The 22,166-nt window shown below is 73.2% G+C and carries 19 protein-coding genes and 2 pseudogenes; 10 read left to right on the top strand and 11 right to left on the bottom strand.

The window, feature by feature from the left end; genetic code table 11:
* The first annotated feature begins 44 nt into the window (after nt 1-44).
* Nucleotides 45-1,577, top strand: a complete 1,533-nt coding sequence (locus ACWDAS_RS24330; RefSeq protein ID WP_450394506.1) for an NCS1 family nucleobase:cation symporter-1 — start codon at nt 45-47, stop codon at nt 1,575-1,577.
* 40 nt (nt 1,578-1,617) lie between these two features.
* Here the strand turns inward: ACWDAS_RS24330 and ACWDAS_RS24325 are convergent, their stop codons facing one another.
* Complete coding sequence (locus tag ACWDAS_RS24325; protein ID WP_450394504.1) at nt 1,618-3,261, bottom strand: PucR family transcriptional regulator; 1,644 nt, start codon at nt 3,259-3,261, stop codon at nt 1,618-1,620.
* Between the two features lie 134 nt (nt 3,262-3,395).
* Here ACWDAS_RS24325 and ACWDAS_RS24320 point away from each other — a divergent pair.
* Nucleotides 3,396-3,755, top strand: a pseudogene (locus tag ACWDAS_RS24320) (helix-turn-helix domain-containing protein); the annotation flags it as partial.
* Here ACWDAS_RS24320 and ACWDAS_RS24315 read toward each other — a convergent pair.
* From ACWDAS_RS24315 to ACWDAS_RS24295, 5 genes are read right to left on the bottom strand one after another with little or no spacing between them, the layout of a single operon-like run.
* Nucleotides 3,743-4,591 (bottom strand): amidohydrolase family protein, encoded by an 849-nt coding sequence (locus tag ACWDAS_RS24315; RefSeq protein WP_450394501.1) that lies wholly within the window; start codon nt 4,589-4,591, stop codon nt 3,743-3,745. The pseudogene ACWDAS_RS24320 and the gene ACWDAS_RS24315 overlap by 13 nt on opposite strands.
* 2 nt (nt 4,592-4,593) lie before the next feature.
* A complete protein-coding gene (locus ACWDAS_RS24310; protein ID WP_450394498.1) occupies nt 4,594-4,905 on the bottom strand; it encodes an L-rhamnose mutarotase in 312 nt (103 codons plus the stop codon).
* Entirely contained in the window at nt 4,902-5,894 is a 993-nt protein-coding gene (locus ACWDAS_RS24305) for an aldo/keto reductase (protein ID WP_450394496.1), read from the bottom strand. Before ACWDAS_RS24305 ends, ACWDAS_RS24310 begins: the two co-directional genes overlap by 4 nt.
* A 14-nt stretch (nt 5,895-5,908) precedes the next feature.
* Complete coding sequence (locus ACWDAS_RS24300) at nt 5,909-6,676, bottom strand: SDR family NAD(P)-dependent oxidoreductase (RefSeq protein ID WP_450394493.1); 768 nt, start codon at nt 6,674-6,676, stop codon at nt 5,909-5,911.
* Nucleotides 6,673-8,013: an enolase C-terminal domain-like protein gene (locus ACWDAS_RS24295; RefSeq protein WP_450394490.1), complete on the bottom strand. Its 1,341-nt coding sequence runs from the start codon at nt 8,011-8,013 to the stop codon at nt 6,673-6,675. Before ACWDAS_RS24295 ends, ACWDAS_RS24300 begins: the two co-directional genes overlap by 4 nt.
* 225 nt (nt 8,014-8,238) lie before the next feature.
* Between ACWDAS_RS24295 and ACWDAS_RS24290 the strand changes: the two are divergent.
* Both ACWDAS_RS24290 and ACWDAS_RS24285 read left to right on the top strand, forming a co-directional pair.
* Nucleotides 8,239-9,318 (top strand): annotated as a pseudogene (locus ACWDAS_RS24290) (ATP-binding cassette domain-containing protein); the annotation flags it as partial.
* Nucleotides 9,319-9,320: 2 nt separating this feature from the next.
* On the top strand, nt 9,321-10,367 hold the full coding sequence (locus ACWDAS_RS24285; protein ID WP_450394488.1) for an ABC transporter permease: 1,047 nt from the start codon (nt 9,321-9,323) through the stop codon (nt 10,365-10,367).
* 27 nt (nt 10,368-10,394) lie between these two features.
* On the opposite strand, the gene ACWDAS_RS24280 is transcribed toward ACWDAS_RS24285, so the two are convergent.
* Both ACWDAS_RS24280 and ACWDAS_RS24275 read right to left on the bottom strand, forming a co-directional pair.
* Nucleotides 10,395-10,829, bottom strand: a complete 435-nt coding sequence (locus ACWDAS_RS24280; protein ID WP_450394485.1) for a nucleoside deaminase — start codon at nt 10,827-10,829, stop codon at nt 10,395-10,397.
* A gap of 2 nt (nt 10,830-10,831) precedes the next feature.
* Nucleotides 10,832-11,677 (bottom strand): LLM class flavin-dependent oxidoreductase, encoded by an 846-nt coding sequence (locus ACWDAS_RS24275; protein ID WP_450394482.1) that lies wholly within the window; start codon nt 11,675-11,677, stop codon nt 10,832-10,834.
* A 93-nt stretch (nt 11,678-11,770) separates the two neighbouring features.
* Here ACWDAS_RS24275 and ACWDAS_RS24270 point away from each other — a divergent pair, with 93 nt between their 5' ends.
* Nucleotides 11,771-12,232: an Lrp/AsnC family transcriptional regulator gene (locus tag ACWDAS_RS24270; protein WP_450394479.1), complete on the top strand. Its 462-nt coding sequence runs from the start codon at nt 11,771-11,773 to the stop codon at nt 12,230-12,232.
* A 2-nt stretch (nt 12,233-12,234) separates the two neighbouring features.
* Complete coding sequence (locus ACWDAS_RS24265) at nt 12,235-12,612, top strand: nuclear transport factor 2 family protein (RefSeq protein WP_450394477.1); 378 nt, start codon at nt 12,235-12,237, stop codon at nt 12,610-12,612.
* Between the two features lie 54 nt (nt 12,613-12,666).
* Here ACWDAS_RS24265 and ACWDAS_RS24260 read toward each other — a convergent pair whose 3' ends face one another.
* Nucleotides 12,667-14,727, bottom strand: coding sequence for a phosphocholine-specific phospholipase C (locus tag ACWDAS_RS24260; RefSeq protein WP_450394474.1), 2,061 nt, complete (start codon nt 14,725-14,727; stop codon nt 12,667-12,669).
* Nucleotides 14,728-14,924: 197 nt separating this feature from the next.
* Here ACWDAS_RS24260 and ACWDAS_RS24255 point away from each other — a divergent pair, with 197 nt between their 5' ends.
* The 4 genes from ACWDAS_RS24255 (at nt 14,925) to meaB (ending at nt 20,868) form a co-directional block, all read left to right on the top strand.
* Complete coding sequence (locus ACWDAS_RS24255; protein ID WP_450394473.1) at nt 14,925-15,686, top strand: potassium channel family protein; 762 nt, start codon at nt 14,925-14,927, stop codon at nt 15,684-15,686.
* A gap of 97 nt (nt 15,687-15,783) precedes the next feature.
* Nucleotides 15,784-17,679 carry a methylmalonyl-CoA mutase small subunit gene (gene mutA / locus ACWDAS_RS24250; protein WP_450394470.1) on the top strand — a complete coding sequence of 632 codons (1,896 nt, stop codon included), beginning with the start codon at nt 15,784-15,786 and terminating at the stop codon, nt 17,677-17,679.
* On the top strand, nt 17,679-19,880 hold the full coding sequence (scpA, locus tag ACWDAS_RS24245; RefSeq protein ID WP_450394467.1) for a methylmalonyl-CoA mutase: 2,202 nt from the start codon (nt 17,679-17,681) through the stop codon (nt 19,878-19,880). The genes mutA and scpA overlap by 1 nt, the downstream gene beginning before the upstream one ends.
* Nucleotides 19,881-19,884: 4 nt before the next feature.
* A complete protein-coding gene (gene meaB, locus ACWDAS_RS24240) occupies nt 19,885-20,868 on the top strand; it encodes a methylmalonyl Co-A mutase-associated GTPase MeaB (RefSeq protein ID WP_450394464.1) in 984 nt (327 codons plus the stop codon).
* A gap of 11 nt (nt 20,869-20,879) precedes the next feature.
* Here the strand turns inward: meaB and ACWDAS_RS24235 are convergent, their stop codons facing one another.
* Nucleotides 20,880-21,167 (bottom strand): hypothetical protein, encoded by a 288-nt coding sequence (locus tag ACWDAS_RS24235; RefSeq protein WP_450394462.1) that lies wholly within the window; start codon nt 21,165-21,167, stop codon nt 20,880-20,882.
* Between the two features lie 175 nt (nt 21,168-21,342).
* Nucleotides 21,343-22,152 (bottom strand): AraC family transcriptional regulator, encoded by an 810-nt coding sequence (locus ACWDAS_RS24230; RefSeq protein ID WP_450394459.1) that lies wholly within the window; start codon nt 22,150-22,152, stop codon nt 21,343-21,345.
* Nucleotides 22,153-22,166 lie beyond the last annotated feature (14 nt).

Genomic DNA, 22,166 nt, shown 5'->3' with positions numbered 1-22,166 from the left:
CGTTCGATCCCCGTTTTCCCGCCTCGAACGAAGGGGCTGCTGCCATGACAGCCACCGCTCCACCCCCCGCCGGAAGAGCCGAGGCCGACGGCCGCGTCGAGCTCTCGCCCGACGCCGTCCCGTCCGGCCCTTACGCCAACGAGGACCTGCTCCCGGTTCCGCTCGCCAAGCGGAAGTGGACCACGTACAACTTCACCGCCCTGTGGGTCGGCATGGCCCACAACGTCGCCTCCTGGACCCTCGCCTCGGGCCTGGTCGCCCTGGGTATGGACTGGAAGCAGGCGGTGCTCACCATCGCCCTCGCCAATGTCATCGTGCTCGTGCCGATGCTGCTGACCGGCCACGCGGGACCCAAGTACGGCATCCCGTTCCCGGTCTTCGCACGCGCCTCGTTCGGCGTGCGCGGGGCCAACCTCCCCGCCCTGGTCCGGGCGGCCGTCGCCTGTGTGTGGTTCGGCATCCAGACCTGGATCGGCGGCTCCGGCATCTTCCTGCTCGCCGGGAAGCTGTTCGGCGACTCATGGGCGACCGCCGGGACGATCGGCGGCTACCCGTGGACGCAGTGGCTGTCCTTCGTCGTCTTCTGGATCGTTCAGGTCGCGATCATCGTGCGCGGCATGGAGATGGTCCGGCGGTTCGAGAACTGGGCCGCGCCCTTCGTCATCGTCGGCGCCATCGCCCTGCTGATCTGGATGAGCGTCAAGGCCGGGGGCTTCGGCCCGCTGCTCGACCAGCCGTCCGCGCTCGGCTGGGGCGGTGACTTCTGGAAGGTCTTCTTCCCCGCCCTCATGGGCATGATCGGCTTCTGGTCGACGCTCTCCCTCAACATCCCCGACTTCACCCGTTACGCCGCCGGCCAGCGTGCCCAGCTGTGGGGGCAGTCCCTGGGGCTGCCCACCACGATGACGCTGTTCGCCCTGCTGTCGGTGCTGGTGACCTCCGGCTCGCAGGCCGTGTACGGCGAGCCGATCTGGGACCCGGTGGCGCTGGCCGCCAAGCTCGACAACTGGGCCGCGGTGCTCTTCGCGCTCATCACCGTCCTGGTGGCCACCCTCTCCGTGAACATCGCGGCGAACGTGGTCTCGCCCGCCTTCGACCTGTCCAACATCGCTCCGCGCAGGATCGGTTTCCGCACCGGCGCGCTGATCACGGCGGTCGTGGGCGTCGTCATCTTCCCCTGGAAGCTGCTGGCCAGTCCGCAGGCGTACATCTTCACCTGGCTCGGCACCGTCGGCGGCCTGCTCGGCACCGTGGCCGGCATCCTCATCGCCGACTACTGGATCGTCCGCCGCACCCGGCTGGACCTCGCCGACCTGTACAAATCCGAGGGCCGCTACTGGTACGACGGCGGCTGGAACTGGCGGGCGCTGGCCGCCTTCGTGGTCGGCGGCGTGCTCGCCATCGGCGGCTCGCACTCCGGCCTGGACGCCAAGGGCGTCAAGCAGGGGCCGTTCCCGGTCGACGGGCTGATCCCGTTCCTGAAGCCGCTCGCGGACTACGGATGGGCCGTCGGCCTCGCCGGCTCCCTCGTCGTCTACTTCCTGCTGACCCGCCTCGCGCCCGACCGCAGGAGCTGACGCCGCACCGACCGCGCCCCGGGGCCCGGGCCCGCCGCCCTCAGCGGCCGGACCCGGGCCCCGCGGCGCGCTGGGCCTCGTGCGCGAGCAGCGCCACGTACAGCGAGGTGAGCTGCTCCCAGTCGTCCAGGTCGATGCCCAGCAGCGACTCGATGCTCTGCAGCCGCCGGTACAGGGCGGGGCGGCTGACGTGGTGCACCTGGGCCGCCGCCGACTTGTTGCGGCCGGTCGCGAGATAGGTGCGCAGCACGTCCAGCAGCGCGGGATTGCCCAGCAGCGGCCCGAGCTCCCGCCCGATGAAGGCCTGAAGTTCGGGTTCGTCCCGCAGCAGGCGCACCAGGCCGCGCAGCCGGACGTCCCGCAGCCGGGCCACGGGCGCCGCCGGCGGTCCGGCGACGGCCGCGTCCGCGACGTGCACCGCCTCGACGAAGGAGCGCCGGACCTCGTCCAGTTCCCGGCAGCCGAAGCCCGCGCCGACCACCGCGGTGCGGCCGCGTCCGGCCAGTTCCTCGTGCACCCGCAGCGCCACCTTGCGGACGGCGGCGTCGGCGTCCTGCCCGTACGGGATGCTCAGCAGGACCGCCGTGCCGGCGGACTCGATCCGCGCCGCCAGCCCGGCGACCCCGGGATGCTCGGCCAGCGCGTGCTCGATCAGCTCCGGCATGTCGTCCCGCCCGTCCGGCACCGGACCGAGGAGGCGTACGACGACGGGCACGAAGGTACGCCGGTTGACGGGGAGCCCCGCCGCGCGCACCCGGGTCACCAGTTGCTCGGGGCGGGCCGTGCCCGTGGCCAGGTCGTGCAGGAGCGACTCGGCGGCCTGGTCCTCCCAGCCCCGGTCCTGGTCGCCCAGGAGGCGGTGCATGGCCAGCGCCTCGGAGGCGCGGGCGCCCAGCACCCGCCCGAACTCCTCGGGGCCCTGGTAGCCGAAGAGCACCAGCCGCCCCCACTGCCGGCCCCGCGCCTCCAACGGCGCCACGATCCAGCCGTCAGGGCCGACCGTCACCGCGCCGCTCCCGGCGAGTTCGGCCACCTGCCCGGAGACCCGCTCCCAGTCGCGCAGCAGGTCGTTCAGCGAGCCCTTGTCGCCGGCGGAGGCCAGTACGCGCTGCGCGAGGTTCACGACGACCGCGGGACATCCGCTGTGCGCGGCTATCTCGTCCAGGACCTGCTGGAGGCTGGCCCCGGACAGGTTGAGCGCCGTCAGCGAGGAGCGGATCCGGTCGGAGAGGTCGAGGGCGGCGAACCGGCCGTGCACCAGTCGCGCGTGCACCTCCTCGGTGAGCCGCGCGAACGGCGCCGGCCGGTGCAGCACGACCAGCGGCACCCCGCAGCGCTCGGCGGCCCGGCGCATCGGCTCGGGCGTGGTCCGGAACGCGCGGCCGAGCCCCAGGACCACCGCCGCCACGTCGGCGCGCTGCATCGACTCGATGTACTCGCGCTGGGCGCGCTCGTCACCCGCCAGCAGCAGGCCGGTGGTCAGCACCATCTCCCCGCCGCTGAGCATGACGCCGACGTCCAGCGCCTCGGCCACGTGCAGCCAGCGCACCGCGCGGTGCAGATGCGCCGAACCGGCCACGACCTCGGGCACCCAGGGGGCCACCAGGTCCAGGTCGAGGACGTCGCGCACGGTGAGCCGCCCCGCCGCGCTCCGCGGGGGTGTGTCCGGTCTCTCGTCGCTCACGCGCCCACGCCCGTCCCTCGTGCTGCCAGGGGTGGGAGTCTAGTCACCCCCTCGTCGTGCAGCTTCTCGAAGAAGAACTCGTGCTCGGGGAACGAGGTGTCGTACTCGTGGCCGGGGTACGGCGGGCCCACCTGCCCGGCGAGGGCCGTCCCGGCACCCGGCACGGCGCCGTCGCCACGGCGACCGCCCACACCGAGGAGCACCTGGCGGGGCCGCTGTCCGTACCGGAGATCGCCCGCGTGGCCGGGGTGTCGCACAACAACCTGACCCGGCTGTTCCGCGCCGAGACGGGCGACACGACGGCCGCCTGGATCCGCCGGCGGCGCATGGAACGCGCACGACGTCTGCTGCGGGCCTCGACCCTGCCCATCCCGGCCGTCCCGGCGGCCGTGGGCATCGCCGGCCTCCAGGCCTTCGACAAGACCTGCCGGCGCGAACCGGGCGCGTCCCCCAGGGTGATCCGGGCGATCCGTGCGGGGGATCAGAGCCCGTAGACGCGCCGCGCCGTACCGGAGAAGACCGCCTGCCGCTCTCCGGCGTCCAGTCCGTCGGTCAGGGCGCGGGCGGCGTCGACGACCTCGGCGTACGAGGCGGCGAGCCGGCACACCGGCCAGTCGGAGCCGAACATGAGGCGGTCCGGCCCGAAGGCGTCGAGCACGGTCCCGGCGTAGGGCGCGAGGTCCGCCGTGGTCCAGGAGTCCCAGTCGGCCTCGGTGACCATGCCGGACAGCTTGCAGACGGTGTTGGGCCGGGCGGCCAGCGACCGTACGTCGTCGGCCCACGGCAGCGTCCCGCGCCCGGCGATGGGCGGCTTGCCCAAGTGGTCCAGGACGAGGACCAGCTCCGGCAGCAGGGCGGCGGCCCTGGCGGCGGCCGGCAGCTGGGAGGCGAGGACCACCAGGTCGTAGACCAGGCCCGCGTCGGCCACCGCGCGCAGCCCGCGCAGCACGTCGGGGCGGAGCAGCCACTCCGGGTCGGGTTCGCCCTGCACCTGGTGGCGGATCCCCACCAGGTGCTCCCCGCCGGGCAGTTCGCGCAGGGCGGCCAGCCGGTCGGCGACCCCGGGGTGCGTCAGATCGGTCCAGCCGACCACCCCGGCCACCAGGTCGCTGCCCGCGGCCAGCGCCAGGAACTCGGGGGTCTCCTCCGCCACCGTGACGGTCTGGACGAGGACGGTCGCGGTGACCCCGGCGGCCTTCGCCTCCGGCTCCAGGTCGGCGAGGGAGAAGTCCCGGCGCAGCGGGGCCAGCCGCGGGCCGCTGATCCAGTCCTGGTCGCGTACCGACAGGTCCCACAGGTGGTGGTGCGCGTCGACGATGCCTTCCGTCATGGTCACAGCTCCCATACCACCGGGAGGGGCGCCCCGGCACCGTCGGCGGAGTAGTCGTGGGCGACCTCCAGCAGCTCCGCCATCCGCGCCTGCCAGGCGATGTTGACGGGCAGTGACTCCAGGGCGGCCAGCATCGCCGGGTAGTCGTCGACGTCCAGCAGGTGGAACAGCTCGCCGCCGCTGCGCCAGATCGTCCACTCCCGCACGCCCGCGGCGCGGATGGCGGAGGTCAGTTCCGCGGGCACCTCGCGGTGCGCCGCCTCGTACGCGGCGATCCGGTCGGCGCGCACCCTCGTGTGCAGGGCGACCCTCACGAGGCCTCCTCGTCCGGTACCGGCACCCCGGCGCCGAGCAGGCCCTCGGCGCGCAGGTCTGACCAGAGCGGGGCCGGGACCGGGAGCCGCAGCATCGCGGCGGTGTCCCGCACCTCGTCCGCCGAGCGCAGCCCCACCAGCGTGCTCGCGACGGCGGGATGGGCGGCAGGGAAGCGCAGCGCCGCCGCGCGCAACGGCACACCGTGCCGGCCGGCCACGGCCTGCAGCCGCCGGGCCCGGGCGAGCACGGAGTCCGGCGCGGGGGCGTAGTCGTACGTGGCGCCCTCGCCCGGGTCGATCAGCAGCCCCGAGTTGAAGGCGCCGCCGACCACCACGCCGGCACCGCCGGCCGCCGCCAGGGGCAGCACCTCGGCGAGGCCCCCCTGCTCCAGCAGCGTGTAGCGGCCGGCCATCAGCACGACGTCGACATCGGTGTCGCGCAGGAAGCGGGCGAGCATGGCCGTCTGGTTCATGCCCGCGCCGATCGCGCCGACGACGCCCTCCGCGCGCAGCTTCTCCAGTGCCGGGTACGCCTGGCCGAAGGCCTCGTCGGCGTGCTCGTCCGGATCGTGGAGGTAGACCACGTCGACGCGGTCCAGGCCGAGGCGCTCCAGGCTGGCGTCGAGGCTGCGCCGTACGCCGTCGGCGCTGAAGTCCCACACCCGGCGCAGCGCGGCGGGCACGGCGAAGCCGTTGGCCAGGTCGTCCCCGCCCGGCCCGCCCGGCTCCAGCAGCCGCCCGACCTTGGTGGAGACGACGTACCCGGCTCGGGGCCGGTCGCGCAGCGCGGCGCCGAGCCGGCGCTCGGACAGGCCGAGCCCGTAGTGCGGCGCGGTGTCGAAGTAGCGGATGCCGGCGTCCCAGGCGGCGTCCACGGCCGCGAGGGCGGCGTCGTCGTCGACCGGGGTGAAGAGGTTGCCGATCGCGGCGGCGCCGAAACCCACTTCGGTGACGGCGACACCGCTGCGGCCCAGGGTGCTGTTGCGCATGGTGATCCCGGCCCTCACTTCCCGGCCGGGCGCAGCCGCAGGCCGGCCATGCCGCCATCCACGGCGAGCGCGGTGCCGGTGACGGAGGCCGCGGCCGGGCTCGCCAGATAGACGATGGCGGCGGCGACCTCGTCGGCGGTCACCAGACGGCCCATCGGCTGCCGGGCGTTGAGGGCTGCGCGCTCCGCCTCGGGGTCGTCCGCGGCGTCCAGCAGCCGGGCGACCCACGGGGTGTCGGCGGTGCCGGGGTTGACGCAGTTGACCCGGATGCCCTCGCGGACGTGGTCGGCGGCCATCGCCAGGGTCAGCGAGAGCACGGCGCCCTTGCTGGCGCTGTACAGGGCACGCTGCGGGAGCCCGGCGGTGGCGGCGATGGAGCAGGTGTTGACGATCGCGGGGTGGGCCGAGCGCCGCAGGTGGGGGAGGGCGGCACGGGTGGTGCGGACCATGCCGAGGACGTTGACGTCGAGGACGCGGTGCCACTGCTCGTCGGGGTTGTCCTCGACGGTGCCGGCCGCGCCGATGCCCGCGTTGTTGACGAGGATGTCGAGGCCGCCCAGTTCCTCCGCCGCCGCGCCGACGGCGGCGCGGGTGGAACCGTCGTCGCAGACGTCGGCCTTGAACGCCGACAGGTGCTCCGGCAAGCCGTCCGGCGCCAGGTCCAGTACGGCGACCCGGGCGCCGCGGGCGGACAGCAGCCGGGCCGTCGCCAGGCCGATGCCCGAGGCGCCACCGGTCACCAGTGCGCCGAGGCCCTCCAGATCGCGCAGACCCTCGCTCATGCCGTCCCACCTTCCTGCCGTGCCCGGTCGGCCACCCAGAACGTACCGTCGGGGTAGCGGAACGCGTCGATCGATTCCGGCCTCATCCGTGCGGAGAAACCGGGCGTCACCGGAGCGGCGTAGTGGCCACGGCGCATCACGACCGGGGTGACGAAGTGCTCGTGCAGGTGGTCCACGTACTCGATGACGCGGCCCTCGGTGGTGCCGGACAGCGCCACGTAGTCGAACATCGACAGGTGCTGCACCAGCTCGCACAGCCCGACCCCGCCCGCGTGCGGGCACACCGGCACGCCGAAGGCGGCGGCGAGCAGCAGGATGGCGAGGTTCTCGTTGACCCCGCCGACCCGCGCCGCGTCGATCTGCACCACGTCGATGGCGCCGGCCTGCAGCAGCTGCTTGAAGACGATGCGGTTCTGCACGTGCTCACCGGTGGCGACCCGGACCGGGGCGACGGCCTTGCGGATCGCGGCGTGGCCGAGGATGTCGTCGGGCGAGGTCGGCTCCTCGATCCAGTACGGGTCGAACTCGCCCAGCGTGGCGACCCATTCGATCGCCTCGCCGACGTTCCACCGCTGGTTGGCGTCGATCGCGATGCGGACGTCCGGGCCGACGGCGGCACGGGCCGCGCGCATGCGCCGCACGTCGTCCTCCAGGTCGGCGCCGACCTTCAGCTTGATCTGGGTGAAGCCGTCGGCCACGGCCTGCTCGGCGAGCCGGGTCAGCTTCTCGTCGGAGTAGCCGAGCCAGCCGGGTGAGGTGGTGTAGCCGGGGTAGCCCCGCTCCAGCAGCGCGGCCGTCCGTGCGGCGGCGCCCTGCCTGCCCTCGCGCAGCAGTTCCAGCGCGCGCTCGGGGGTGAGGGCGTCGGCGATGTAGCGGAAGTCGATCTGGGCGACCAGCCACTCCGGCTCGGCCTCGGCCAGCAGCCGCCACAGCGGCAGACCGCGCCGCTTGGCCGCCAGATCCCACACGGCGTTGACGACGGCCCCGATCGCCATGTGCATCACGCCCTTCTCGGGCCCGAGCCAGCGCAACTGGCTGTCCCCGGTCAGGTCGCGCACCACGGAGCCGGGGTCGGCGCACACCTCCTCGACCGGCCGGCCGACGAGATGGGGGCGGAGCGCCTCGATCGCCGCGACCTGGACGTCGTTGCCGCGTCCGATGGTGAAGACGAAGCCGTGCCCCTCGTGGCCGTCGTCGGCGTCGGTGCGCAGCACCACGTAGGCGGCGGAGTAGTCGGGGTCCGGATTCATCGCGTCCGAGCCGTCCAGCTCCCGTGAGGTGGGGAAGCGGATGTCGTGGGTGTCGATCGCGGTGATGCGGGCGGAGGTTGCGGACAAGTGGCTGCCTTTCACGCTCGGCCTGGCCAAGACATCGGAGGTCTCGCGCCACGGCGACTGTAGGCGCCAAGGGTGGGCCGTGGCAATCCATAGCTCGGATGTATCGTCGCATGAACGCGCTTCGATCGTGACCGCACAAGGGGTTGTCACGGCGACGGGACGGACTTACCTTCCTGTCGTCCGTGATACCTCGGATGAATCGCCCCGGCTCACCCGGACAGGGAATTCGGCGCGCGCTTCATCATCCTCGACGAACCCACCGCCCGGCTCGACGCCCGCGGCATCGCCCGGCTCTTCGACAAGCTCCGCGACCTGCAACGGCAGGGCGTGGCCTTCCTCTTCATCTCGCACCACCTGCAGGAGGTCTACGACCTGTGCACCGCGGTCACCGTCTACCGGGACGCGCGCCACATCGTCACCGCGCCGGTTGCGGAGCTGGACCACGACGCCCTGGTCGAGGCGATGACCGGGGAGAGCGCCGCCGCGCCCGCGGCCGGCGCACCGGCGGGCGGCCGTGCCGCGGCCGCCGGGGAGCCGCTGCTGGACGTGACCGGTCTGACCCTGCGCGGCGCCTACGAGGACGTCTCCCTGGCGGTCCGCCCCGGTGAGGTCGTCGGCCTCGCCGGGGCCACCGCCAGCGGGAACGTCCGGCTGGGGGAGACCGTCGCCGGGCTGCACCGCGCCGACGCCGGGCGGATCGCCGTGGCGGGCCGCGAGGTGCGCGCGTCCGGGGTTCCCGCCGCCCTGGCCGCGGGCGTGGGCCTGGTCCCCGAGGACCGGCACCACCAGGGCCTGGTCGGCACGCGCAGCGTGGCCGAGAACGCCACCCTCACCGTCACCGGCCAGCTCGGGCCGTTCGGCACCGTACTGCCCTCGCGCACCAGGGAGTTCGCCGAGCGCATGATCAAGGACCTGGACATCAGGACACCGGGCGCGGCCACCTCCGTCTCCGCGCTCTCGGGCGGCAACCAGCAGAAGGTCGTCGTCGCCCGCGCGCTGGCCACCGACCCCCACGTGCTGGTGGCCGTACGGCCCACCAACGGGGTGGACGTGCGGTCCAAGGAGTTCCTGCTGGGCAGGATCCGCAAGGTCGCGGACGACGGGCGGGCGGCGCTGGTCGTCTCCGACGAGCTGGACGACCTGAGGGCGTGCGACCGGGTCGTGACGATGTTCCACGGCCGCGTGGTCGCGGAGTTCGGCCGGGGCTGGCGGGACGAGGAACTGGTCGCCGCCATGGAGGGCGTGGCCGCCCGCCCCGGCGCGCGGGAGCGGGACACGGAACGGGGAGAGGAAGAGGAAGGGTAGCCATGTCCACCACCACAGACGTCACCGAGCCACCGGTGCCCGCCGCCGAGGCGCCCGCGGCCGGGACGCCGCGCCGGGTACCGGGCGGTCTCGCCCGCTTCCGCGAACTGTCCCTCGTCCCCGCGATCCTGGTGCTGGGCCTCATCGGCTTCATCGTCTCGCCGGCCTTCCTCACCTCCGACAACCTGATCGGCGTCGCCCAGCAGTCGACCGAGCTCAGCCTGCTGGTGCTCGCCGAGGCACTGATCCTCATCGCCGGCCGGATGGACCTGTCGCTGGAGTCCACCATCGGCGTCGCGCCCGTCATCGCCGTGTGGCTCGTGCTGCCCTCCGCGGGCGGCCGCTTCACAGGCCTGGAGCTGCTGCCGGTCTGGACTGCGATACCGCTGTGCCTGATGGTCGGCGCGGTCATCGGCGCCGTCAACGGCTTCCTCATCCTCAAGCTGCGGCTCAACGGCTTCATCGTCACCCTCGGCGCGCTCACCATGCTGCGCGGGCTGCAGATCGCCGTCTCCGAGGGCCGCTCCATCGTCGAACTGCCCGGCTCCTTCACCTACCTCGGCCACGCCTCCTGGGCCGGGGTCCCGGCCGCCATCTGGATCTGCGCCCTGCTCTTCGCTGTGGGCGGCTGCGCCCTCGCCTGGCTGCGGCACGGCAGGGCGCTGTACGCGATCGGCGGCAACCCCGAGGCCGCGCGCACCGCGGGCATCCGGGTGGACCGGATCACCTGGGCCGTGCTCATCGTGGGCGGAGTGCTCGCGGCCTTCGCGGGCGTGCTGTACAGCGGGCACTACGGCTCGATCTCGGCGGACCAGGGCAGCGGCTGGATCTTCCAGGTCTTCGCCGCGACCGTCATCGGCGGCGTCAGCCTCAACGGCGGCCGCGGCACGCTCTTCGGAGCGCTGACCGGTGTCCTGACCCTGCAACTCGTCGTCAATGTGATGACCCTGGCGGGCGTGCCCCCGCTGTGGAACCAGTTCCTCAACGGGGCGATCATCATCGTCGCCCTGATCATCTCCCGCTTCGCCTCGGGCGAGAAGCAGGAGTAGCGGGGGCTCCGGACGGGACCGGCGGGATCAGTAGTAGCCCTCGACGGGGACGCGGGCCTCGTCGTACAGGGCCGGCCCGTCCTGCGGCACGTGCGGGAAACCGGACTTCGCCGCGGGCGACTTGAGCCCGGTGAGCTGGTCGCCGGACAGGGCGTAGACGACACGGCCGAGCCCGGAGCGCTCGATGGCGCCCGCGCACATCCCGCAGGGCTGGCAGCTGGTGTACATGGCGGTGGCGGCCGCGGTGGCCGGATCGAGCTCCCGGGCCGCCCATCGCGCCAGTTTCAGCTCGGGGTGGGCGGTGATGTCCTCGTCGGTGAGGCAGCTGTTGCGGTCCTCGGCGAGCACGGTGCCGTCAGGCCCGGCGAGCAGCGAGCCGAAGGGCGGGTTGCCCGCCGCGCGGGCCTCCGCGGCCAGCGCGATCGCCCGGCGCAGCAGGCGGGTCGTGATGTCGTCGGTCATCGTCACTCCGTTCGTGAGCGGTGGGCGGCGACGGCGGCGAGCGCCTGCCACGCCACCTGGGGGCGCAGCGTCTCGCGGGGGTCGCCGTTGAAGGGGTCGAGGACGACGGTGTCCGCGCCGAGCGCGCGCAGTTCGCCGAGGTCGTCCGTGATCTGGTCGAGGGTGCCCTCACCGGCGAGCCGGTCAGGGCCGGTCACCATCGCCGGGGTGAGCCGCAGCGCGATGCGCGGCGCGAGGGCGGGTACGGGCCGTCCGTGCTCGCGCGCCCGCGCCGCGAGCCGGTCGACGGCCTCGCGCAGCCACGGCAGGGTGAAGCGCAGCGGATGCCACGCGTCGCCCAGCCGTACCGCCCGCCGCAGCGCCGCGTCGCTGTTGCCGCCGACCCAGACGGGAACGGGGCCGGCGGCGTAGTCCGCCTCGTCCTTCCAGGCCTCGCGCAGCGCCGTCAAATGTTCGTCCGTCAGGGCGCCGCGCCGCTCGTACGGGACCCCGAGCGCGGCGAACTCCTGCCGTGCCCAGCCCACCCCTACGCCCAGCACCAGGCGCCCGCCGCTGAGCCGGTCGAGGTTCGCGGCCATCCGGGCGGTCAGCAGCGGATGGCGGTACGGCAGGACCAGCACCGTCGTCCCCAGCAGGATCCGGTCGGTGACACCCGCCAGCCACGACAGAGTGGTGAAGGGCTCGTAGAAGGGCGCCGGGTACTGCTCGGCCACGTCCGGCGTCACCGCGACGTGGTCGGAGACCATCAGCAGGTCGAAGCCCAGACCCTCCACCGTCCGCGCCCAGTCGCGCAGCACGCCGGGGTCGGTTCCGGGCCCGAAATTCGGGACGTTCACACCGATTCGCACCCCGTCAGGCTATCCAGCCGCCCACCCGGGCCGGAAGGGATTCCTCCCGGCGTACACGGCGTCCGGCCGTGGATCCAGCGGTATCTTCGCCGTGTGGCCGAGAATCTCGACGCGACCGACTGGGCGATCCTCACCGAGCTCCAGCGCGACGCCCGTGTCCCCTTCACCGAACTGGCCCGCCGGGTCAGCCTCAGCGCCTCCGCGACCACCGAGCGGGTCCGCCGGCTGGAGACCCTGGGCGTCATCACGGGCTACCGGGCCGAGGTCGATCTCGCCAAGGCCGGTTTCCCCGTGCTGGCGGTCGTACGCCTGAAGTACCCCGGCAGCCGCCACGAGCCGCTGCACCGGCTGCTCGGCGAGCGCCCGGAGATCCTGGAGTGCCTGCGCACCACGGGGGAGGAGTGCTACGTGCTGAAGGTCGCCGCGGAGTCCATGGGGCACCTGGAGGAAGTCATGGACGAGCTGGCGCAGTTCGGGAGCGCGACGACCAGTGTGGTCTACCGGCAGACCTTGCCGTACCGGGGGCCGGGAGGCGCTCCGTCCGGCATGCTGTGAGTGTGGAGTCTGCGAAGGTCGTCGAAGAGCTGTGGCAGCGGATCCAGGCGCGGGACTGGGCGGGCGCCGGTGAGCTGATCGCCGAGGACGCCGTGGTGGAGTGGCCGGTGAGCGGCGAGCGCATCGTCGGCAGGGCCAACTTCCTCGCCGTCAACAGCGAGTATCCGCAGGGCTGGTCGGTCCGCGTGATCAGGGTCCTGGGCGACGGAGACGAGGCCGTGTCCGAGGTGGAGGTCCCCCATGTGGACCTCGGGCTCTTCCGCGCCGCGTCGTTCTGGACGGTCCGCGACGGACTGATCGTCCGCGGGCGCGAGTACTGGACCAGCCCGGGCGCCGATCCGCGCCCGCAGTGGCGCGCCCGCTACGTCGAGCCGATGTGACGGCGCCGGCCGCGACCCGGTGGCACCGGGCCGCGGCCGGAAGGGCGAGCGGGGTCAGCGGGCGGAGATGGCGGGATCGCTGGTGCTCGCGCGGCCGTTCTCCACGTGCGCGGCCAGGCGGCGTACGAAGCTGCCGTCGTGGTCGGCGGTGACGGTCAGGTCGTACCAGCCGTGGGTGCGCCCGGTCTCGACCACGTGCACCGCACGGGCGCCCGGGCGCAGCCGGTGGGAAGCCGGCTTGTGCTCGCCGTAGCCGTCCTTGACCGTGAGCGTGACGGTGGAGTCGCCGTCGTTGGTCAGGACCAGGCGCACGGTGCCGCTCCCGCCGTCGTGGCGGGCGCTGACCTCGGGCCCCGCGGCGGTGCCGCGGCCGGCGAGCCGGCGCAGGAAGCCGTTGGGGCCGTGCACGGTGACGTCGTAGGCGCCGTGCGCGCTCCCGGAGACGTCCCAGGTCCCGGAGAGCGAGTGCCCCGGCCCCACGGTGTACGTCCACGGGCCGGAGGCGTCCGTCGCGGAGGTGACCAGGAAGCCCGCGCCGGCCTCGCCGTGGGAGGCGAAGTCGATGCGCAGCGAACCCCCGGCGCCGACCCGGCCGTCGGCGGCGAGGTCGTACGGGACCGGCCGGGCGAGGCGCAGGCCGCGCTCCTGGCGGGGCAGCGAGCCCTTGGCGGGAGGGGTCGGCACGTAGTCGGGGTGCCGGTCGTTGTCCGGCGGAAGATAACCGCGGGTGTCCGGCAGGCGCGGGCTCTCGGTGTCCTTGTGCCGGAAGTCGAAGGCCGTGGTCAGGTCACCGCAGACGGCACGGCGCCAGGGGGAGATGTTGGGCTCGGCCACGCCGAAGCGGCGCTCCATGAAGCGGATGATCGACGTGTGGTCGAAGGTCTGCGAGCAGACGTAGCCGCCCTTGCTCCACGGTGAGACGACGAACATCGGGACGCGCTGGCCCAGACCGTACGGGCCCGCAGGGCGCCCGCTGTCGCCCGGGTACACGTCGCGGCCGACGTCGACGGTGGACTTGCCCTGCGCGGACGAGCCGGCCGGGAACGGCGGGACGACGTGGTCGAAGAAGCCGTCGTTCTCGTCGTAGGTGATGAACAGCGCGGTCCTGCTCCACACCTCGGGGTTGGAAGTGAGCGCGTCGAGGACCTGCGAGATGTACCAGGCGCCGTAGTTGGCGGGCCAGTTGGGATGCTCGGTGAAGGCCTCGGGGGCCACGACCCAGGAGACCTTCGGCAGCTTCCCGGCCTTGACGTCGGCGCGCAGGATGTCGAAGAAGTCCTCGCCCTTGCGGGCGTCGGTGCCGGTGCGGGCCTTGTCGTACAGCGGGTCGCCGGGCTTGGCGTCGCGGTACTGGTCGAAGTACAGCAGCGAGTTGTCGCCGTAGTTGCCCCGGTAGGCGTCCTCGATCCAGCCCCAGCCCCCGGCGGCGTCCAGGCCGTCGCCCACGTCCTGGTAGATCTTCCAGGAGACCCCGGCCTTCTCCAGGCGCTCCGGGTAGGTCGTCCAGGAGTAGCCCAGCTCGTCGTTGCCGAGGACCGGGCCGCCGCCCTTGCCGTCGTTGCCGGTGTGGCCCGTCCACATGTAGTAGCGGTTCGGGTCGGTGGAGCCCATGAAGGAGCAGTGGTAGGCGTCACAGACCGTGAAGGCGTCGGCGAGCGCGTAGTGGAACGGGATGTCCTCGCGGGTCAGGTGCGCCATCGTCGTGGCGGACTTGGCGGGGATCCACTGGTCGTACTTCCCCTTGTTGAAGGCGGCCTGGGTGTCCTTCCACCCGTGCGGCAGGTCCTCCAGGAACGCCAGGCCGAGGTCGTCGGCGTCCGGGCGGAAGGGGAGCACCTCCTTCGTGCCGTCCGACTGGTACCAGACCGGCCTGCCGCTCGGCAGCGTCACGGGGTGCGGGTCCCCGAAGCCCCTGACACCGCGCAGGGTGCCGAGGTAGTGGTCGAAGGAGCGGTTCTCCTGCATCAGGACGACGATGTGCTCGACGTCCTTGATGGAACCGGTGCTCCTGTGCGCAGGGATCTCCGCCGCGCGAGCGATGCTGGTGGACAGCGCGGTCAGGGCGGCGGTGCCGCCCGCCAGCTGCATGAACCGTCTGCGGTCGATGGCGTTCATGAGGGGCCTGTCTCCCGGAAGAACCGTGGGCCGTCGGGTGTGTGCGGCCGTCAGTGTTGCCAACTTGTCCGAACAAGTGGCGGCCGCTGTGCGAACCGTTCGGGAAACCTGCGCCAACCCGGTGCGGGGTCGGCGACGCCGCGACCAGGGCGTGGCCGCCGCTGGGGGCACGCAAGACGGGCGTGCACACTGAGCCCATGAACCGTCTCGAACGCTGGGAGCAACAGACCAGGGCGCCGCTGCTCGCACTGGCCGTGGTGTTCGGCGCGGCGTACGCCCTGCCGATCCTGGTGCCCGCCGCCCATCCGGCGCTCATCACCACCGCCCACTGGACGGAGCGCACCGTCTGGGCCCTGTTCGCCGGCGACTACGCGGTCCGTCTCGGGCTCAGCGAGCGGCGGTGGGAGTTCATCAAGCGCCAGCCGCTCAGCCTGGCGGTGGTCGTCCTCCCGCTGCTGCAGCCGTTGCGCCTGCTGCGGCTGGTGTCCGCGCTCTTCCTCGTCGGCCAGCGGGTGCGGATGGCGGCACAAGTGCGGCTGACGACGTATGTCGTCGGCGCCGTGCTGGGACTGCTGGCGTTCGGGTCGATCGCCGTGCTGGAGGCCGAGCGTCACTCCCCGCGCGGCAACATCCGCACCATCGGCGACGCATTGTGGTGGTCCTTCACGACCATGACGACGGTCGGGTACGGGGACCACGCGCCCACGACCGGCGTCGGCCGGCTCATCGCCGTCGGGCTGATGCTCTCGGGCATCGCCCTGCTCGGTGTGGTCACCGCCAACATCGCCGCCTGGTTCCTGGCCCGGTTCCAGGAGGACGAGGCGGAGAACCAGCGCATCCAGGAGGTCACCGAGGAACTGCTGGTGGAGATCCGCGAGCTGCGCCGCCAGGTGGCCGATCTCACCGAGGCGACGACCGGTGCCCGGTCCGCCGCCGCGCCCGAACGCGCCCTGGAATAGAGCATCCCGACGGGGTCGATCAAGGGCGCGCGGGAATGGGCAAGGTCACAGGTGTCGCCCCTGCTGCTCACCTGCTAACGGGCACTAACCTCTGAGCATGACGGTCCTGCCTGATGACGGGCTTTCTCTGGCCGCCGAATTCCCGGATGCGACCCATGAGCAGTGGCAGCGCCTCGTAGAGGGCGTCCTGCGCAAGGCGGGCAAGGACGTCTCGGGTCAGGCGGCGGAGGACGCACTGTCCACCACCCTCGAAGACGGGCTCACCACGCGCCCGCTGTACACCGCGCCCGACGCGCCCGACGCCTTCGGCGACCGCGTCGGCCTCCCCGGCTTCGCGCCCTTCACCCGGGGCGGCGCCCCGGCGGGCGGCGTCCTCGGCGGCTGGGACGTGCGCCAGCGCCACTCGCGGCCCGACCCGGCCGCCGCGAACGAGGCCGTGCTCGCCGACCTGGAGAACGGCGTCACCTCCCTCTGGCTCGTGCTGGGCGACGCCGGTCTGCCGGTGTCCGCCCTCGGCGCGGCCCTGAAGGGCGTCTACCTCGACCTCGCCCCCGTCGTGCTCGACGCCGGGGCGGACTTCGAGCCGGCCGCACAGGCGCTGCTCGCGCTCTACGAGGAGCGCGGCGTGTCCCGCGAGGCCGCCCGCGGCAGCCTCGGCGCCGACCCGCTCGGCCACGTCGCCCGTACCGGCGACGCGGACGCGCTCGCCGCGCACACCGCCGCGGCCGCGCGGCTCGCCCGCCGTGCGTACGAGGAGTACCCGGGGCTGCGGGCACTGGCCGTGGACGCCCTGCCGTACCACGAGGCGGGCGGCTCGGCCGCCCAGGAACTCGGCGCCTCCCTCGCCACCGGTGTGGCCTACCTGCGGGTGCTCACCGAGGCCGGACTGCCGGTCGACGCGGCCTGCGGGCAGCTGGAGTTCCGCTACGCCGCCACGGCCGACCAGTTCCTGACCATCGCCAAGCTGCGCGCCGCCCGCCGGCTGTGGGCCCGCGTCGCCGAGGTGTGCGGCGCGGGCGCGACGGCGGGGGCGCAGCGCCAGCACGTCGTCACCTCGCCGGTGATGATGACCCGCCGCGACCCGTGGGTGAACATGCTGCGCACCACCGTCGCGACGCTCGGCGCCGGTGTCGGCGGTGCCGACTCCGTCACGGTGCTGCCTTTCGACCACGCGCTCGGCCTGCCGGACGCCTTCGCGCGCCGCATCGCCCGCAACACCTCCACGATCCTGCTGGAGGAGTCGCATCTGGCCCGGGTCGTCGACCCGGCGGGCGGCTCCTGGTACGTGGAGCGGCTCACCGACGAGCTCGCCGAGGCCGCCTGGGCCTGGTTCCAGGAGCTGGAGCGGGCCGGCGGACAGGCCGCGGCACTCGCCTCCGGCCTGGTCGGCGAGCGCCTGGCCGCCACCTGGGAGCGCCGCACCCAGGCACTCGCCAAGCGCCGTGAGCCCATCACCGGCGTGAGCGAGTTCCCGCTGCTGTCCGAGACCCCGGTCGAGCGCGACCCGGCTCCGGCCGCCCCCGCCGGCGGCCTGCCGAAGGTCCGCCGCGACGAGGCGTACGAGACGCTGCGCGCCCGCTCGGACGTCCACCTCGCGGCGACCGGGTCCCGGCCGAAGGTCTTCATCGCAGCGCTCGGCCCCGCCGCCGCGCACACCGGCCGGGTGACCTTCGCCGCCAACCTGTTCCAGGCCGGCGGCATCGAGCCCGTCCACGACCCGGTGACCGTCGACGCCACGACCGTGGCCGCGGCCTTCGCCCGCAGCGGCGCGCAGGTGGCGTGCCTGTGCTCCAGCGACGCGCTGTACGAGGAGCAGGCGGGGCCCGTCGCCGCGGCGCTCAGGGCCGCGGGTGCGAGCCGGGTGTTCCTGGCCGGACGCCCCGGCGCGCACGAGCAGGCGTACACGGAGGCGGGCGTGGACGGGTTCGTCTTCGCGGGCGGCGACGCGGTCGCCGCCCTGACCTCCGTTCTCGACCGGATGGGAGTGGCGTGATGCGGATCCCGGACTTCTCGGAGATCGGGCTGGGAACCGGCGGCGGCGACGGCGCCGGCGAGGAGCAGTGGCGCGCGGCGGTCAAGGAGACCACCGGCCGCGGCGCCGAGGACCTGGTGTGGGAGACGCCCGAGGGCATCGGCGTCAAGCCGCTCTACACCGGCCGCGACCTGGAGGGCCTGGACTTCCTGGGCACCTACCCGGGCATCGCGCCCTACCTGCGCGGCCCCTACCCGACGATGTACGTCAACCAGCCCTGGACGATCCGCCAGTACGCGGGCTTCTCCACCGCCGAGGAGTCCAACGCCTTCTACCGGCGCAACCTGGCGGCCGGCCAGAAGGGCCTGTCGGTCGCCTTCGACCTGCCGACCCACCGCGGCTACGACAGCGACCACCCGCGCGTCACCGGCGACGTCGGCATGGCGGGCGTCGCCATCGACTCGATCTACGACATGCGGCAGCTCTTCGACGGCATCCCACTGGACCGGATGACGGTGTCGATGACGATGAACGGCGCCGTGCTGCCCGTGCTGGCGCTGTACATCGTGGCCGCGGAGGAACAGGGCGTACCGGCCGAGAAGCTCGCGGGGACCATTCAGAACGACATCCTCAAGGAGTTCATGGTCCGCAACACCTACATCTATCCGCCGAAGCCCTCGATGCGGATCATCTCCGACATCTTCGCGTACACCTCGCAGAAGATGCCGCGCTACAACTCCATCTCCATCTCCGGCTACCACATCCAGGAGGCCGGGGCCACGGCCGACCTGGAGCTGGCCTACACCCTCGCCGACGGCGTGGAGTACCTGCGCGCCGGTCTCGGCGCGGGCCTGGACGTGGACGCCTTCGCACCGCGGCTGTCGTTCTTCTGGGCGATCGGCATGAACTTCTTCATGGAGGTCGCCAAGCTGCGCGCGGCCCGTCTGCTGTGGGCGAAGCTGGTGAGGCAGTTCGAGCCGAAGAGCGTCAAGTCGCTCTCCCTGCGCACCCATTCGCAGACCTCCGGCTGGTCGCTGACCGCGCAGGACGTCTTCAACAACGTCACGCGCACCTGCGTGGAGGCGATGGCGGCCACCCAGGGCCACACCCAGTCGCTGCACACCAACGCCCTCGACGAGGCGCTGGCACTGCCCACGGACTTCTCCGCGCGCATCGCCCGCAACACCCAGCTGCTGCTGCAGCAGGAGTCCGGCACCACCCGGGTGATCGACCCGTGGGGCGGCTCCGCCTACGTCGAGAAGCTGACGTACGACCTGGCGCGGCGGGCCTGGCAGCACATCCAGGAGGTCGAGGCCGCGGGCGGCATGGCCCAGGCGATCGACGCGGGCATCCCCAAGATGCGCGTAGAGGAGGCCGCGGCCCGCACCCAGGCCCGCATCGACTCCGGCCGTCAGCCGGTCATCGGCGTCAACAAGTACCGCGTGGACAGCGACGAGCAGATCGAGGTCCTCAAGGTCGACAACTCCTCGGTGCGCGCCCAGCAGATCGCCAAGCTGCGCCGGCTGCGGGAGGAGCGCGACGAGGCCGCCTGCCAGGACGCGCTCGGCGCGCTGACCGCCGCCGCCGAGCGCGGCGCCGGGCAGGGCCTGGAGGGCAACCTCCTGGCGCTCGCGGTCGACGCGGCCCGCGCCAAGGCCACCGTCGGCGAGATCTCCGACGCGCTGGAGAAGGTGTACGGCCGGCACGCCGGGCAGATCCGCACGATCTCCGGGGTGTACCGCAACGAGGCAGGGGAGTCGCCGTCCGTGGACCGCACCCGAGCGCTGGTCGACCGCTTCGAGGAGGCCGAGGGCCGCCGCCCGCGCATCCTCGTCGCCAAGATGGGCCAGGACGGCCACGACCGCGGCCAGAAGGTCATCGCCACCGCCTTCGCCGACCTGGGCTTCACGGTGGACGTCGGACCGCTCTTCCAGACCCCCGCCGAGGTGGCCCGCCAGGCGGTGGAGGCCGACGTGCACATCGTCGGCGTCTCCTCGCTCGCGGCCGGCCACCTCACGCTGGTGCCGGCGCTGCGCGAGGAACTGGCGGCCGAGGGCCGGGAGGACATCATGATCGTGGTGGGCGGCGTCATCCCGCCGCAGGACGTCCCGGAACTGCTCCAGGCGGGCGCGGCCGCGGTCTTCCCGCCCGGCACGGTCATCCCCGACTCGGCGTACGACCTGGTCACGCGGCTCGCGGCCGCGCTCGGCCACGAACTGTGAGCCCATGCCGCCGACCATCGATCTCGACGCTTACGTCAAAGGTGTGCTGGAGGGCTCCCGGGCCTGGATCGCACGCGCCATCACCTTGGTGGAGTCCACGCGTGCCGATCACCGGGAGCTCGCCCAGCGGCTCCTGACCGAACTGCTGCCGCACGCGGGCAAGGCCCGCAGGATCGGCGTCAGCGGGGTGCCGGGGGTGGGCAAGTCCACCTTCATCGACGCCTTCGGCACCCTGCTCACCGGCCTCGGACACCGGGTCGCCGTGCTCGCCGTCGACCCGTCGTCCACACTCACCGGCGGCTCCATCCTGGGCGACAAGACCCGGATGGAGCGGCTGTCGGTGGACCGTGCCGCCTTCGTACGGCCGTCCCCGTCGGCCGGGACGCTCGGCGGCGTCGCCAAGGCGACCCGGGAGTCCATGGTCGTGGTGGAGGCCGCGGGCTACGACGTCGTGCTCGTGGAGACCGTGGGCGTCGGCCAGTCCGAGACCGCGGTCGCGGGCATGGTCGACAGCTTCCTGCTGCTCACGCTGGCCCGTACCGGCGACCAGCTCCAGGGCATCAAGAAAGGCGTGCTGGAGCTCGCCGACGTCATCACCGTCAACAAGGCCGACGGCCCGCACGAGCGCGACGCCCGCGCCGCCGCCCGGGAACTGTCCGGCGCCCTGCGGATGATGACCCCGGTGGACGCCGCCTGGACGCCGCCCGTGCTGACCTGCAGCGCCCGCGAGGGCACCGGCCTCGACACCCTCTGGGAGCGGCTGGAGCAGCACCGCACCCTGCTGGACTCCACGGGCCGGCTGGCGGCCAAGCGGCGCGACCAGCAGATGGAGTGGGCCTGGAGCATGGTCCGCGACGAGCTGCTGGGCCGGCTCCGCGACCATCCCGAGGTGCGCCGGCTGACCCCGGGGATCGAACAGCAGGTCCGTGAGGGCACGCTGACGCCCACCCTGGCCGCCGCGCGCATCCTCGACGCCTTCTCGGCCTGAGAGCCCCGGGATCAGGCCGCCCGCGCCTGGCCCCGGGGCACGGCGCACCGTCCGGACGACCACAGCGCCCCGGGCATGTTGCAGTCCGGACCGACCTGGTGGCGGTCGATGTAGGCGAACAGCCGCCGTGCCTCGGCCATGTGCGCCGCGCACGCGAACGAGCCGTGCCCGGGGAGCCACTGGATGTGCCACTGAGCGGGTGCTCCGCACGGTTCCGCCGCGCCGGTCGCGATGCGGCCGCACGGGGTCATTCCGTCGATGGGGATCGGGGTGAGCCGGGGCGTGATGGGATCGGCCATGGGGCAGGCCTCCTCTGCCGCGTGACGCGACGACACCTGTCTGCCTGTGGGGGGATCGAGCCGCTTCCGCGCACTCCATGTCGGTATGCCCCGTCGTGGGTGCCTGCGACGCCTGCGCGGAGGTCAGGAGTTGGTAACCGCTCCCCCTGTCGCCCCCGGCCGGCACCTTGCCGGTTCAGCGGGCGTACGCCGTCGGGGGGACGCCCACGGTCGCGGTGAAGTCCCGCACCAGGTGGGCCTGGTCGCTGTAGCCGAGCTCCGCCGCGAGGGCGGACCAGGCGACGGCCGTCCCGGACCCGGCGCGCTCCAGGGCCTCGTGGATGCGGTAGCGCAGGATGACCCACTTGGGGCTGACGCCGACGTACGCGGCGAACAGCCGCTGCAGGGAGCGGGCCGACATGCCCTCGGCGCGGGCGAAGTCCTCGACGCGCAGGATGGTGCGGTCGTGGCGGATGCGGTCGGCCAGGGCCACCGCGAGCTCCACCTGCGGGTCGGCCGCGGGGGCGAGCGACAGCAGGAAGGAGTCGAGGGCGGCCACCCGGGCTTCCTCGTCCTCCGGGCCCAGCACGGCGCGTGGTACGGCGTCGTGCCCGGGCAGCGCCTCGTCCAGCCGGACGCGGCGGCCTGTCCAGTGCGACACGGGCACGGCCGGCGCGAACGGCCGGAAGCCGCCGGGGCGGAACTGGATCCCGCACACCCGCCCGGCGGCCTCGAGCTTCTGCGTGAACAGCTCCAGCCCGATGCCCGCGAGCTCCCCGAAGTCCGGTGCGGTGCCGTGGCGCTGGAAGACGATGTTGACCGAGGGGTGCGGCACGACGTGGGACGCGTACGGCTCGGTGAGGTCCCAGTCGATCAGCCAGTAGTGCTCCAGGTACGGCCGCAGGGCCGGTGCGGGCGCCCGTCTCCGGAAGTGGACGCGCGCGAAGAGCTCCGGGGCGTCGACGATGCCCCGGGTGTCGCGTCGCGGGGTGTCCGGACTCCTCATGGAGGCGATCCTAC

It is taken from the genome of Streptomyces sp. NPDC001070, assembly GCF_053598835.1.
This window is presented reverse-complemented; position numbering and strand designations above follow the sequence as displayed.